This is a genomic window from Chitinophaga sp. YR573 (assembly GCF_900110995.1).
Classification (GTDB): Bacteria; Bacteroidota; Bacteroidia; order Chitinophagales; family Chitinophagaceae; genus Chitinophaga.
Genome location: NZ_FOJF01000001.1, coordinates 1,307,308 through 1,322,338 on the forward strand (window position 1 = coordinate 1,307,308; position 15,031 = coordinate 1,322,338).

The following is a 15,031-nucleotide window of genomic DNA, read 5'->3' on the forward strand; positions in this document are numbered from 1 at the left end:
GAAATTCTGTTTTGTGCTTTTGGAAGAGCCGAAAGTATTTATCAACTTAGCCCTGTCGGGTATTAATCGACAAAGGTAACTTAAAGCATAGAAGAATGAAAATTCCACCATATCTCAAAAAAGGAGACCTGATAGGGATCACCTGCAGCAGCAGTAAAATGGAGCTGCAGGCGGCAGAATATGCCGCAGGCATATTCAACTCCTGGGGATTCCGTGTACACCTGGGCATTACGGTAGGTACCAGTTTCTATAATTTCTCCGCCCCGGATGAACTGCGGCTGGAAGAACTGCAGGATATGCTGGATGATACCGAAATGAAAGCCATCGTGTTTGGACGGGGAGGTTATGGAATGGTCTGTATCCTTGATCAGCTTGATTTCACCAGGTTTAAGAAACATCCCAAATGGCTCTGCGGATACAGTGATGTGACCACCTTACACACCCATATACAGTCATTATACGGCATTCCTACCATACATTCCATGATGTGCAGCGGGATTACCCCGGAAACTGTTGGCAATGAATATGTAGATAGTCTGAAACAGGCGCTGAAAGGTAAAGCGGCAAAGTACAACTGCGCCCCTCACGAATTAAACCGTACCGGTAAAGCCAGTGGCATACTGCTGGGTGGCAATTTATCCTTATTGGCCAACCTCTCAGGTACCAGTTCACAGCCCAACACCAGGGGTAAAATATTATTACTGGAAGATATCGGGGAATACCGGTATAACATAGACCGTATGATGTATAACCTGAAAAGGGCCGGCTGGCTGGATAAACTGGCCGGATTAGTCGTAGGTGCCTTTACAGACAGTAAAGAAACCAACACTCCTTTCGGGCAAACAGAATACGAGATTATCCGGGATATCGTGAAAGAATATAAATACCCCGTCTGCTTTGGCTTCCCTTCCGGACATACGCCTGAAAACTATACACTGAAGTTAGGCATGGAACATGAGCTGACAGTCACCGAAAAACAATCAAAGTTATTGCAGCGCATTGTCTAATGCCTGGTGATAACGGGTATATTTATGCAGGTCATTATGATCAGCGCCATCAATGGCAATGAACTTATCTCCGGGCTTAAATAACGCTTCCAGTTTTTTACCGGAAGAGATAGGCACGGTATGATCATCTGTACCATGAATAATCGTTACAGGGGCCGTTACTTTCTTCAGATATTCATTGGTAGGGAATTTATATTGCAGCATCAGGCTGTAAGGATAAATCGGTGCAAACCGGTTAGCCATATCCGTCATACTGTAATAAGGAGCTTCTAAAACCAGTCTCCTGCAGTCCCTTATGCTGGCCAGTTGTGCGGCTACACCGGACCCTAAAGAACGGCCATAAATGATAATGTTGTCAGGTGAAAAACGCTGACGCGCCATCTCATACATATGCAATGCATTGGCATAAATCTCAGATTCCACTAATGGACCTGTACTCTTTCCGAAGGAAGGGTAATCCATCATCAGCACATCATACCCATGATTGATGAAATCAGGCATTTTTGAGGCATATTTAGAGATATTCCTGGCATTACCATGGAAGTAAATGACGATGCCTTTAGGGGCCTTTGCTTTGAATAATACAGCACTCAGGATCTCATCTTTTTTCACCGGAATTTTTATTTCTTCAAAAGGAACATCAAACTGGAATTTGTAGTCTGCCGCCAATGCATCAGGATGAAAAATCAGTTTCTTCTGCAGCAGGTATAAAGCAGCACCAGGTACCAGGTAAATCACCAGTATCCAGAAAAGTACAGGGCGTATTTTTTTACGGTACATTCAGTTTGTTTTAAGTTAGTCTTCGATATCAGGAACGATATCAAGCCCGTATTCTTCTGCTGTCAGCAATCCTCTTTCCAGTGTATCTGCAATCACAGCGGCATTGGAATAAATGGTATGCGACTGATAGGCATTATGCAGATAATTCATGCTGTACAACCTGTTGGCAAGGCCATCCGGCACACCTGCAATATATTTCAGGATCTCATTCACCATCATCATACCCGTAGCACCATGCGTAACCCCAATGATACCTGCATCAAAGTTGCGGTACTCATCTGTCAGCTCTAAAGAGCAACGGTAAGAAGCCGCCGCATCCCCACTGGCTGGAGCGATATTATACCCTGCCCACCAGGATACCCAGTTATGCACTTCCCCTATTACAAAGGGTTTGCCCTGAGCCATACAGGCATCGTTAATCACCAGATGTGTAGCTACATTCTGGGAACAGTCTATCACAAAATCCATTCCTTCCAGTAACTGCAATATATTCTGCGGTTTCACCTGTAACAACAGGGGATAATGTTTTGTAAAAGGATTACTTGCCCATAAACGGCTGGCCGCCATTTTAGCTTTATGTTTACGCAGGTCCTGTACCTGGAAGATAGGCTGACGATGCATATCCTCATCATTGATCACACCATAATCAGCAATGCCGATCACCCCCACACCACTACTGCTCAGGTACTGAATGACAGGGCATCCCAATCCGCCCGCACCTACTACCAATATCCTTGTATCCTTCAGCTTTTCCTGCATGGCAACACCCATACCCGGAACAGCTATCGCATGTTTAAAATGCTGTAGTTCCTTTTCACTTAACGCCATAAGTTGATCTGTTTTTATTCCTGTGGAAACTCCATTGTAAATTTACTACCCTTCCCCGGTGTACTCTCTACTTTTATCTTACCCTTATGTGCATCAACAATTGCTTTTACATAACTCAATCCTAAACCAAATCCTTTCACGTTATGTACATTACCTGTATGTGCGCGGTAAAACTTTTCAAAGATACGGGAAATCGTATCGCGGCTCATCCCGATGCCGTTATCTGTAATCGTAATGACTAAACTCTTTTTTGTATTGTAGGTAGAGATCATTACTTCAAGGTTGTCTTTTGAATATTTGATCGCATTATCCAGCAGGTTAAAGATTACGTTGGAGAAATGCACATCATCTGCCTGTATGATAGGATTGATAGCATCTAACCGTACTTCTGCACGACCATTCTTCGCTGTTAACTGTAACTGAATATTATCTATCGTATGCTGAATCACTTCATGTGCATCTGTTACCTGCAGATTTAATGAGATCTCATTTTTCTCCAGCAGTGCAGATTGCAGAATGCTTTCTACCTGCTTGTTCATACGTTTATTTTCTTCTTTGATGATACCGGAGAAGTACTGGATTTTCTCTTTGTTGTTCATCACCTTTTCATTACCGATTGCATCAATAGCCAGTGAAATAGTAGCCAGTGGTGTTTTCAGTTCATGCGTCATGTTATTGATAAAGTCAGATTTGATCTCGGAGATTTTCTTCTGATTTAACATGGTGCGGATGGTAAGGATAAACGCTGTGATAATAACCGCAGTAAACAACAGCCCGATACCCATCATTCTGCCCAGTGACAGCAACAACAACAGATTATTTTTAGGCTGGATAATGTACAGGGTTTCTGTCTCCCCTGTCAGGTTTTCGAAAGTAGACAACAGGGGGATATAATGGATATTATAACCGGCGCTGTCGTAATTGGCTTTGGTAACCATTCTACGAAGACCTTCTGATTGCATTTTCACCCCGTTATTATCGAAATCTCCTTTGCCTATAATGGCAAATTCGAAGGTTGTATCCAGGTGTTCTTTACGTAAGCTGCTGTATATCAGCTTCTGTACTTCATCTGTAGTAAAGCGGTCACTGATGTTCACATTAAAGAACCCGTTAGCCAGCTCATATTTATCAATAGCCAGTCCTTTCTCCGTAGGCCGGATAGTAGTGCCATTCACTTTAAACCGCATAGGAGGTCCCTGGCGGGCTATCAGCTGTTCCCTTACGGTATTAAAGCTGTTGTTGGTCTTTTCCTCCATCTGCTCCCGGCGGACCAGCGAGGCATTATATAGCCAGTTTGCCTGGATATAAATGACCCCAAGCAGGGATAGTGTAATTAACACCACAATCACGGGAAATACTTTCTTCAGTGGTACCATGCTACATTAAATGTAAAACGCACAAGATACTTACAATCATTGAGGCTGCCATCGTAAAAATTGTTAAAAATTAATATTTGCTATAGCAACGTTAATACAAAATTAATACGCTGGAACCTTTTACTGTATTGAGTTTAACAATAAAGCATCACTTTAACGTAATTTTAACTGGGTAATTACACTTGTAATTGATCTTCTTTATGTACATTTGCCTTATCAAACTGGTATCAAATTTGATGTACAGGTTGATAACAAACAAGCAAATTTTTAAATTTCTACATACATCGAAATGGACTTGACTCCATAAGCGATTTAGATTTTGGTTGATAAAATGGTAAGGAGGCTTTCTAGCCTCCTTTATTATTTGGTATACCCCCCACCAAATTTTAAGGTTTCTATAGCAACAAATACTATTCTACTTGCGCTCAATTAGTTAAATTTGATTTAGTGATAAAATTGATTGTGTATGGTTTCATTATCGCCTGGTACATTACTGATAGCAGATCCCTTTCTGAAAGATCCGAATTTCGCACGCACAGTTGTATTGCTTTGTGAACATCAGGATACAAAAGGTAGCTTTGGCTTTGTTCTCAATAAATTATTTGATCAGCAATTGAATGACCTGGTACCAGAAATACTGGTAAACACTATCCCTGTGTTTTATGGCGGCCCCGTACAAATAGATACCATTCATTTTATTCACCAGCAACCTGAATTGATCAAAGGTGGTTTTGAAATCATTAAAGGCGTTTACTGGGGAGGAGAATTTGATACAGTAGTATCATTAATCAATAGTGGAAAACTGGACCTTACAAAGATCAAATTCTTCATCGGTTATAGCGGATGGAGTAGCGGACAGCTTGAAAATGAGATGAATGATAAATCCTGGATCACCTCTACAAGCGACATTTCTATCATATTTGAAGAAGAAGAACAAAACATCTGGAAACAGGCTTTAAAGAATTTGGGGAGCAACTTTGCCATCATGGCCAATTTCCCGATAGACCCGCTCCTGAATTAGTATCGTATATACTCCACCGTACCTGAAACATGGCCTTACTAACAGGCTGTGGAAAAAAAAGAAAAAAAAAATTTACAGCCTACACTTTGAGGTCCAATGACTAACGTCATCGCCTGCGCATTCTTGTCCAAAACAGTCGTGACACAAGAGGATATTTAAAAAAAATCGAATATCTTGCCTATGCAATAGAATCACTGAATACGCACAATCCATTGTTATAACCCTGTATATCAGACATATGAGGATCTAGAGAGAAAACTATTTAACCGAATATATATACCTATGAAGGGCAAATCTGATTTCAGATTTTGCAATCCTTCCTGGACTAAGACTTTTTAACAACTAAAATATAAATAGCTGCAGCCCTTTCTATGGGGGTTATGGCTGTGCTTTGAGGTACATAAGACATTCATTTTCATAGGAACGGGCCCAATTGCGGCTGCAGAATTTTATTATTCTGTGCAGCGTGGGTCTGATTTGTAAGACGCCTTAGCCGGTAATCCTACTGCGCTTTGGCCATTAATAATTAGATTGGAATAGTTAGGACAAAACGAAGGCCGGGTAATCATACCCGGCCTGTTATTTTATGCTAAAAATGTAAGCTGAAAACTATTGCGCAACGGCACCTTCTACAAGCACTGTAGCTTTATTCCTCAACACTTCAACAAACCCGCCTTCTATTGTATAGAATTCGTTGCTTGTTTTATCTTTCAACACTTTCATCTTGCCTTTTCCCAGGGCAGCGATTAATGGTGCATGCTTGTCCAGCACTTCGAAAGAACCGTCTATACCAGGCAATTGTACGCCGTACACTTCGCCGGAATAAATTTTTCTTTCAGGTGTTAATACCTCTAATAACATACAATTAGTTTTTAGCTGATTCAAGCAGTTTCTTACCTTTTTCTATTGCCGCTTCGATATTACCTACAAGGTTAAACGCAGCTTCAGGATACTCATCTACTTCACCATCCATGATCATGTTAAATCCTTTGATAGTTTCTTCGATAGGTACCAGTACACCTTTCAGACCGGTGAACTGTTCTGCTACGTGGAATGGCTGTGATAAGAAACGTTGTACACGACGTGCGCGCGATACCGTTAACTTATCTTCATCACTTAATTCATCCATACCAAGAATTGCAATGATATCCTGTAACTCCTTGTAACGTTGTAAAATCATTTTCACTCTCTGTGCACAGTTGTAATGTGCTTCACCCACGATAGAAGGGCTAAGGATACGTGAAGTAGATTCCAGCGGGCTCACAGCAGGATAGATACCAAGATCGGAGATCTTACGATCCAGTACGGTGGTAGCATCCAGGTGAGCAAATGTTGTAGCCGGAGCAGGGTCAGTCAAGTCATCCGCAGGTACATAAACCGCCTGTACGGAAGTGATTGAACCATTTTTAGTTGAAGTGATACGTTCCTGCATCAGACCCATTTCTGTAGCCAGTGTTGGCTGATAACCCACCGCTGAAGGCATACGGCCTAACAGTGCGGATACTTCAGAACCTGCCTGTGTGAAACGGAAGATGTTATCTACGAAGAAAAGGATATCACGACCACTACCTGCAGAACCATCACCATCACGGAAATATTCCGCCATAGTAAGACCGGATAATGCCACACGTGCACGGGCACCTGGTGGCTCGTTCATTTGTCCGAATACGAAAGTTGCCTGAGATTTCTTCAGTTCTTCCATATTTACAGCGCTGAGGTCCCAACCACCATGTTCCATGGATTCGTTGAATTTCTCACCATATTTTACGATACCTGCTTCGATCATTTCACGCATCAGATCGTTCCCTTCACGGGTACGCTCTCCAACACCTGCGAATACAGATAAACCTTCATATCCTTTTGCGATATTGTTGATCAGCTCCTGGATCAGTACGGTTTTACCCACACCAGCACCACCAAACAAACCAATCTTACCACCTTTTGCGTATGGTTCGATCAGGTCAATTACCTTGATACCTGTAAACAATACTTCTGTATCTGTTGCCAGATCTTCGAATTTTGGCGGTTTACGGTGGATAGAATAACCATTGGTGGTATCGATATCACCCAGACCGTCGATCGCCTCTCCTACCACGTTGAACAAACGTCCTTTAATATGATCGCCTACCGGCATTTTAATTGGAGTACCCTTGTCTGTTACAGCCATTCCCCTAACGAAACCGTCTGTAGAGTCCATTGCTACGCAACGAACACTGTCTTCTCCAAGGTGCTGTTGCACTTCAAGTACTACTTTCTGACCATTTTCGCGGGTAATTTCCAGTGCGTTGTAGATTTCGGGCAACTGTCCATCGAAGTGGACGTCCACCACTGCACCGATAATTTGCTTGATCTTACCTGTGTTAGGCATATTTTAAAGAGGTTTATAAATGCTAAAATGAGCGATTTGTTAAATTTGCGCAAAGGTAACTGTTAATAGGGGAAATTCAAAATAAGCGCAAAGAATCGCCTGCGGTATTTGCTCTTCTGCAAAGAACCGCCACCAGAGAGATGTATCGCACAAAGGTGGTTGAAAGGATATTTCAAATATACAAAATAAATAATACCATACCTATCCCCCTTCTCAAATTAGCTTTCTTTAAAATAAAAGGTTTTGTTAAAATACACTCCCTCTTTTTGGTTAAATCCGCCACTGTAGCTGTTTTAAATGATCAGGCACAATAATTGTTTTATTTAGTGCAAGCTAACATCTGACACCGTTCCATCACAAAGAGATGCGCCAAGCCAGCCTTAAAGCCTATAGTATTCACAATTAAAACTGACAGTCTTCAACAAGCTTAGTACAACTGTACAAACTCCGGGACAATTAAACAACATAGCAACTACTACCTTAAAACAAACGACAATGAAAAACATAAGAAATTATATCACTTTCACCATCATAGCAGCATCCTTCAGTGCATTGCCAGGAATCACTTCCTGCGTGACCGCAAGGGCGCCGCAACAGGGTTACCAGCAGGTATCTGACGACGGCGGGTTCTATTCCGCACTGAGTCCTTACGGTAACTGGATAGATTACGGTAGCTACGGCGAAGTATGGCAACCTAATGCAGGCCCGGACTTTCAGCCCTATTCTACTGCGGGTCACTGGGTATATACCGACTATGGCTGGACATGGGTGTCTGACTACGACTGGGGATGGGCTCCGTTCCACTACGGCCGCTGGACATTTGATAACAGCTACGGCTGGTTATGGATCCCAGGCTCCGAATGGGGTCCTGCATGGGTGAGCTGGAGAAATAATGATGATTATTACGGATGGGCGCCTCTTGGCCCCGGTATGACCATCGGCATGAGCTATAACTTACCGGTTACCTACTGGTCATTTGTACCTTGCCGGTACATCACCAACCCATACGTGAACCGTTATTATGTAGACCGTGGCAGCCGTGTGAACATCTATCATAATACAACTATCATTAATAACACTACTATCATCAATAACCGCACTTACTATCGCGGTCCTGCTACCAGGGATGTGGAACGTTTTACCAATGCTCCTGTACGTCCTTTACGTGTTACCAATGACAGCCGTCCGGGCAGATCCAGTGTGGGAAGTAATCAGGTAAGGTTCTATCGTCCTCAGGAAGCGGGCCTTCGCCAGCCTTCACGTGGTAATAACTTTACCAACGGGGATAACCGTCCTAATAATGGTTCTGACAGGCCTAATACACCTGGCAGGGTGAGTCAGCCTAATAATAATCCTAATCCTGGTATGAACAGGCCTACACCTGGGAATAATAACGGACAACCTAATAATTATTTACCCGGAAGAGTAAATACACCTGGTAATAATCAGCCAGTTACGAACCCGGTACCGAATAATCCAAGTCGTCCTGTTACAAACCCGGCGCCTAACAATAATAACAACAACTTCCCTGGTCGTACACAGCCGGTGAACAATAATAACAACCCTGGCCGTATTGTTACGCCAGATAACAATAACAACAATTTCCCCGGTCGTAATCAACCGGTGAATAACAACAACAATAACAACCCTGGCCGTACTGTTACGCCAGATAACAATAACAACAATTTCCCTGGCCGTACACAGCCATCGAATAATAACAATCCCGGACGTATACAACCGGCGAATAACGATAACAATAACAGGCCACAGCCTATTACACAGCCAAGGGTAATGCCTTCACAGCCGAGCAGGCCAGCACAACAGCCGCAGCAAATGCAGCCACAGCGTGTACAGCCGCAAGAGCAGCCCCGCCCTGTTCAACAGGCACAGCCTCGTACTCAACCGGCTCCGCAACCACAACGTGTACAGGAACAACCTGCACGTTCTCAGCCAGCCGCAACACAGCCCCGCGAGGGACGTGACAGGAACTAAGGTTACCATCGACTCTCATATATACATTTCAAAAGGCGCGTCCCTCGTGGGAGCGCCTTTTTTGTGCTTACAAGATCCATATTGGTATTGATTTCCATTGAAATCCTATATCCCTTCATCACAGAAAGCTCATTCCTTCGGCATTCTTTCATCATTCCTATATCGTTTGGATATAGGAATGCCGGTAGAATGATATAGGAGTGATATAGGTGTGATGAAGGAATGATGATAGAATGAGCCATCAGAAAGCCTTCAGCTCCCTGTTCAGAACACATTCATCCAGTTTTAAGGCTTATAACACCTTAAATACCATAGACTTCTCTGTAAATTTCAATGCTGATCCCTGAGAAAGTATCTTCTTCGGCAGACATACCGGTTTGCATTAATAACATCTCTAAAGGAGCCCCTCCGGCGAGGTAAGAAGGTTGCCGGTAGATATATGGGTAAGATTGAAAGCCCAGGCTTTCGTAAAACCTGATACGCCTTTCGGCATCTGTAGAATGAGGTGGCTCTACTTCTAATACTATCCTGGGGTATTGGGCCTGCAATAAGGTCATCACCTTACTGCCTATACCGCCACCCCGCTGGCTGGTATCAATGGCAAAATGTTCTATAAAGATAAAATCTGTTAAGACCCAGCAAAAGACAAAGCCGGCAAAGATATCATCGTTCTTTACTATCTGTAACTGTAAAGCACCAGCTTCCAGCAGCTCCTGCTGGGCAGATAAATTACGCCTTTCCTCTATAGGGAAAGATAACTCATAGAGTGATGCTATTTCGGAAGGAATAACCTGTAAAGTACTGATAGTGATCATGTAAGCTCAAAGGTAAAACAACTATTAAGATGTATACATGATCAGAATTATTAAGAAGACTAACACCTAATTCTGTACACACATATAAGGATCATCATTTCCTGCCGGAGCCGGCTTATTAACCGCCCAGCAAAAGTTCATTGGCTGACTGGTAATACTTACCAGCGTAATCTCCACTTTCTGCCCCTTCCTGCTATCCGCAGCACTCACTGACTGTATCCCTTTAGCCGGTACATTATTGACCGTATATTGCTCCGTTTTAAACACTTCTCCATTCCCCCTCAGGTACTGCACAGAAACCACCACATTATCCAGCGGATACTCTGTCTGATTCCTTACAATCACCTTTAAATCCTTAATCCCCCCAAGCAAACGGGTATGATAATCACTTGTACTCACTGTAATAAACTGTTTCCAGTTCTTACGGAAATACGTACGCCTCTCCACAAAGGTCCCCTGCTGCGCTACTTCGGTACGCTCCTGTACCTCATGGCGGCTTTCTATCTGCTGGGAAGTCCTGCTGCTAAGATCCAGAGATTCCTGTAGCTGACGGTTCTCATTCAACAGACGCTCATTCTGAGACAGCACCTGCTTAATGCGTTTCTGCTCCCTGGAATAACTCATCACCAGGAAAATAACAAGGAAAATGATCACAATAGAATACCCTATATGTCGCTTCATATCAGCGAGATAGAAAAAATAATGCCAGAAGCTACTTTGTACGCTCTACAAAGTCATACTTAATTTTGTCCTTTCTCTCAAAATCATACAAAGTGAGCAAACGCACCGTATAATAAGCATTCCAGAAAGCACGCAGGGCATCAATATAATTCTGACTCGCCTGATCTTTTTCCTGCTGCGCAAGGTTCAGATCTGTAATAGAGATCTTCCCTATAAAATACCGCTGTTTGGTAATCTCATACCGCTGCGCCGCAATCGTATCCGCCTTGGCAGCACTGGCAAATAATTTCTGCTGGATATTGAACTGCTGTGTCTGTAAATAAATCTCCTGCTCAAAACTACGCTCCTGCTGCTGCACATCTATCTCCACCAACTCCTGGTTGGCTTTCGCCTGCCGGATCTTATTACGCGCCTTGCCCCAGTCTACAATAGGAATAGCCACCCCCACAGATAATAACTGGTTCTGCTGCAAAGTATTACCACTATACGCCTGCTTAAAGGTATTCCCCTGCCTGGCCTGACCAAAATTCGCAGACAGATTCAGCTCATACCCGTTATTTCCTTTTGCCTCCGCCACCTGTTGTGCAGCCTGTAAACGCTGCAAACGGAAAGATAATACCGCCTGACGATTATCCATGGCTTCCCGCTGCGCAGAATCAACTGAAATCTGTAAAGTAGGTACGTTCGAAGGTGGTGCAACATCCACCGCACTGTTCTTAGGCATATTCAGAAACTGCGTCAAACCACGATAGGCAATCTCTTTATTCAGCGTAGCCTGCTCCAGACTATTACGTGCATTCAACAAGTTCAACTCTATCTGTAATAACTCATTTTCTGCTATCTTCCCCAGCTCATATCTCCCTTTAGAGATTTTATACAACGTATCTGTATTCGCCACATTCTGCAACAGGATTTTCTCCCGTTGCTGGGCTGCTAATGCATCAAAGAAATAACCATTCGCCTGTAATGCTGCACGCTCTAAATCTTCTATATATTGCTTCTTCGATCCTTCAAACAACAACGGTTGAATTTTCTTATCCCAGCGATAAGGATTATACAGGATCATAGGCTGAGAATAATTCACAGAAAACGGGACAGATAAATAACTGATATCTCTGCTGGGATCATATACATCATTCCGCTGTAAGTTAGTAGCCAGCGATAACTGACCACCGGTAAACGGTACGATCTGATCTGCTGATAACCCTGCAAAACTATAGGAATAAGAACTACGGCTAAAAGCATATGTACCATCCGGCTGTTGTATACTTTGCGTACTACCCAGGAAACTGCTGCTGTTATTGGCCGTCAGCTTCAGCTGCGGACGACGGCCTGCTGCATAATAACGATAAGCATACAGACTGTTCAACGCATTACTGCGTGCTTTGTAATAAGAAGGTGAATTCTTTTGTGCCTGCTGCACCACATCATTTAATGATAATGTCTGTTGCGCAAACGTAGTAGAGCAAACAAGCAAAAGAGGCAATAATATTTTAGTCATGGCGTAAGCATTCAATAGGATTCTTTTGAGCCGCCTTGCGGGCGGGAGAAATACCAAATATCAGTCCTACAGCTGATGCCAGCAGGAAAGATAAAACGATAGAGATACCGGAGATCAGTGTATGAATATCCGCCAGCTTATCTACCAGGTAAGCGCCGGACACTCCCAGCAATACACCGATGATACCACCCGAAAGACTGATCAGTACCGCTTCAAAAAGGAACTGCATCACGATATCACTTTTCTGTGCGCCCAATGCCATACGGATACCTATTTCACGTGTACGCTCCAGTACAGAAGCCAGCATGATGTTCATGATCCCAATACCCCCTACCAGCAATGAAATACCGGCAATCGCACTTAACACAATATTGAATACATCTTTTGTTTTCTGTTGTTGTTTCAGCAGTTGTTCCGGAATAGTGATCTCAAAATCCAGTACATCATTATGCCTTCGACGCAGCATACGACTTACGATAGCCGCAGATGCAGACAAAGCATCTGTTTCTGCTACCTGTATCACTAGCTGGTCCAGCTGATGAAAAATGATATTGGAAGAAGGCCCCTGTTCCTGGAAACCGTCATCGGGTGTACCCAGATAAAGAGAAGGGTTTTTAAACCTTACAAGAGAGGTTTGTATAGGAATATAAATATCCAGATTATAATCACGGATACCGAGGTTTTCTTTAGTGGCATTACTGATCATTTTCTCTTCAGTAACGCCTATAATTTTCAACCACTGATCACCACACTTAATCGTTTTACCTAAAGGATCTTCGGAAATGAAAAACTTACGTTTTACATCACTGCCAATGATACAGACTGCATCACCGGATTGCTGCTCCCGTTCATTAAATATAATACCGGCACCCAGTTTGATATTGTTGATACCAAAGAAAGCAGGTTGGATGCCGACTACTTTCAGCTTACTGCTTTTACTGCCGTAAATAATGTTTTGTTCTGAGATCATCTCCGGACTGATAGCAGATACGGTAGGTAACATTCTACGAATGCTTTCTGCATCAGCCAGACTTAGTCCTTTGGAAAAACGGTTCTTACTCCCTTCTTCTTTTTTGGCAGATGATGATTGCTGCTGTTGTGGTTCATCTTTTTTCTCCTGTGATTTAGGTTTGATCACAATATTATTTACCCCCACCAGTTTCATCTGGTTCATGATTTCTTCCTTTGCACCTTTACCAATAGCCAGCATGGCTATTACAGCAGATACACCGAAAATAATCCCGAGGGCAGTCAGAAAAGAACGCAGTCTGTTGGCCCCAAGAGAATCCAGGGCGATGTACAGATTGTTGAAATTACGGTCTAACATGTTCGGAGATTATTTTAACATCGTTATTTTCCTGTCTTTCTCCTTTTCAGGTAAAGACAGATACACTACATCTCCTTCTGCCAATCCTTTTTCAACAATTACTTCCTCATCATTTGACTTACCCAGTTTCACTTCCTGTTTGTCGATACCGTTCCCTTTTTTCAGGTACACGAAACTTGTCTTGCCTTCAGCAAAAACAGCTTCTAACGGGATGATCAGTTTATTGGGTATTTCATTGATCAAGATGTTATTGGAAGTAGTCATACCCGGTTTGAGGATAGAATCAACTTTATTTAGTTTGATATTCACCTCAAATACTTTAGCGGTAGCACCCGGACGGGTTTCACCTATGTTCGCCACTGTTTTCACTACCCCTTCCATCTTTACTTCCGGAAAGGCATCCAGTCCCATCGTCACTTTCTGGTCTTTATGTATTTTGCTGATATCAACTTCGTTGATAAATACTTTTGATAACATAGAGGAGAGGTCTGGTAACATGGCTACACGGGGGTCCCAGGAGCGGACCACAGAGCCGGATTTTTTCTTACCACCACTGGCCCAGTCATTAATATATACCAGTAGTCCGTTCGTAGGTGCTTTGATCACAAAGCGGTTTCTCAGGTCTTCCAGTTTACCAATAGCCGTATGCAGGACTTCTACATCCCGGTTAGCCGCATATATTTTGCTGGCAGCCTGCTGTTGCTTGATTTTGTAGTTCTCCTTCATCTGCACCAGGTCGCGCTGTGATTTCTCCAGGTCTATTTCTGCCTGGCGGATAGTAGCCGGTGGTTCGTATTTACTCAGGTCCAGCGCCAGCTTTTTCTGTTCCATCTGAAATTGCAGGTTGGCCATCTGATCACGTGCATCTCTGAGAGTGAGTGCGGTATCCAAAGATGTTTGTACGATAGTGGAGTTCCCTTTCTCCAATGCCAGCTGCATATCCCCTATCTTTTTATTCACAATGGCAGGATCTAGGGTAGCAATGTACTCCCCTTGTTTTACATGGGAACCTTCCGCCGCCATGTCCTGGATCTTAATCTCCTCATAAATCTGGTTGGATTGCAGATCAGCAGGCGCGGAGATATACACGGTATTTTCTGCCTGCAATTCCCCGGAGTTATTCACTACGTCACGGAAACTGCCTTTGCGCACTTTGGCGGAGATACTGCTATCTGTCGTTTTATTGACCAGGAAAAAATAAAGTATTATAGCAATAGGAATCACAAGGGCTAACCAGAGCCACCTTCTGTTTTTGAACATAACGGTATAATGGATTTATGGATATCAGGTTGAGTACAGTAACGACATAAAAGTATACGTCTATTTGAAAAATAA

The 15,031-nt window shown here is 43.1% G+C and carries 13 protein-coding genes; 3 read left to right on the forward strand and 10 right to left on the reverse strand.

The genetic code is table 11. The features are described from left to right. Nucleotides 1–95: 95 nt before the first annotated feature. The gene (locus tag BMW86_RS05470; RefSeq protein WP_089779722.1) at nucleotides 96–1,007 is read left to right on the forward strand and encodes a S66 peptidase family protein; all 912 of its coding nucleotides are present in this window, start codon (nucleotides 96–98) and stop codon (nucleotides 1,005–1,007) included. Here the strand turns inward: BMW86_RS05470 and BMW86_RS05475 are convergent. The 3 genes from BMW86_RS05475 to BMW86_RS05485 are packed head-to-tail and all read right to left on the reverse strand — an operon-like array spanning nucleotide 987 to nucleotide 3,991. Next, the gene (locus BMW86_RS05475; RefSeq protein ID WP_089779724.1) at nucleotides 987–1,787 is read right to left on the reverse strand and encodes an alpha/beta hydrolase; all 801 of its coding nucleotides are present in this window, start codon (nucleotides 1,785–1,787) and stop codon (nucleotides 987–989) included. The genes BMW86_RS05470 and BMW86_RS05475 overlap by 21 nt on opposite strands. 15 nt (nucleotides 1,788–1,802) lie before the next feature. After that, nucleotides 1,803–2,615, reverse strand: coding sequence for a HesA/MoeB/ThiF family protein (locus tag BMW86_RS05480; RefSeq protein WP_089779726.1), 813 nt, complete (start codon nucleotides 2,613–2,615; stop codon nucleotides 1,803–1,805). 14 nt (nucleotides 2,616–2,629) lie between these two features. Next, on the reverse strand, nucleotides 2,630–3,991 hold the full coding sequence (locus tag BMW86_RS05485; RefSeq protein WP_255372855.1) for a sensor histidine kinase: 1,362 nt from the start codon (nucleotides 3,989–3,991) through the stop codon (nucleotides 2,630–2,632). A gap of 466 nt (nucleotides 3,992–4,457) precedes the next feature. Here BMW86_RS05485 and BMW86_RS05490 point away from each other — a divergent pair, with 466 nt between their 5' ends. Continuing rightward, nucleotides 4,458–5,012 carry a YqgE/AlgH family protein gene (locus tag BMW86_RS05490; protein WP_089779728.1) on the forward strand — a complete coding sequence of 185 codons (555 nt, stop codon included), beginning with the start codon at nucleotides 4,458–4,460 and terminating at the stop codon, nucleotides 5,010–5,012. A gap of 609 nt (nucleotides 5,013–5,621) precedes the next feature. On the opposite strand, the gene atpC is transcribed toward BMW86_RS05490, so the two are convergent. Continuing rightward, complete coding sequence (gene atpC / locus BMW86_RS05495) at nucleotides 5,622–5,873, reverse strand: ATP synthase F1 subunit epsilon (protein ID WP_089779730.1); 252 nt, start codon at nucleotides 5,871–5,873, stop codon at nucleotides 5,622–5,624. A 4-nt stretch (nucleotides 5,874–5,877) separates the two neighbouring features. After that, a complete protein-coding gene (gene atpD, locus BMW86_RS05500) occupies nucleotides 5,878–7,380 on the reverse strand; it encodes a F0F1 ATP synthase subunit beta (protein WP_089779732.1) in 1,503 nt (500 codons plus the stop codon). 495 nt (nucleotides 7,381–7,875) lie between these two features. Here atpD and BMW86_RS05505 point away from each other — a divergent pair, with 495 nt between their 5' ends. Further along, nucleotides 7,876–9,372, forward strand: coding sequence for a DUF6600 domain-containing protein (locus BMW86_RS05505; protein ID WP_089779734.1), 1,497 nt, complete (start codon nucleotides 7,876–7,878; stop codon nucleotides 9,370–9,372). 302 nt (nucleotides 9,373–9,674) lie between these two features. Here the strand turns inward: BMW86_RS05505 and BMW86_RS05515 are convergent, their stop codons facing one another. The 5 genes from BMW86_RS05515 to BMW86_RS05535 all read right to left on the reverse strand — a co-directional run bounded on the left by BMW86_RS05515 (nucleotide 9,675) and on the right by BMW86_RS05535 (nucleotide 14,956). Then, entirely contained in the window at nucleotides 9,675–10,187 is a 513-nt protein-coding gene (locus BMW86_RS05515) for a GNAT family N-acetyltransferase (RefSeq protein WP_089779738.1), read from the reverse strand. 66 nt (nucleotides 10,188–10,253) lie between these two features. After that, a complete protein-coding gene (locus tag BMW86_RS05520) occupies nucleotides 10,254–10,868 on the reverse strand; it encodes a hypothetical protein (RefSeq protein ID WP_143056492.1) in 615 nt (204 codons plus the stop codon). A gap of 31 nt (nucleotides 10,869–10,899) precedes the next feature. Next, a complete protein-coding gene (locus BMW86_RS05525; protein WP_089779742.1) occupies nucleotides 10,900–12,369 on the reverse strand; it encodes a TolC family protein in 1,470 nt (489 codons plus the stop codon). Continuing rightward, entirely contained in the window at nucleotides 12,362–13,696 is a 1,335-nt protein-coding gene (locus BMW86_RS05530; protein ID WP_089779744.1) for an ABC transporter permease, read from the reverse strand. The genes BMW86_RS05525 and BMW86_RS05530 overlap by 8 nt, the downstream gene beginning before the upstream one ends. Nucleotides 13,697–13,705: 9 nt before the next feature. Next, nucleotides 13,706–14,956, reverse strand: coding sequence for an efflux RND transporter periplasmic adaptor subunit (locus BMW86_RS05535; protein WP_089779746.1), 1,251 nt, complete (start codon nucleotides 14,954–14,956; stop codon nucleotides 13,706–13,708). Nucleotides 14,957–15,031: the final 75 nt, after the last annotated feature.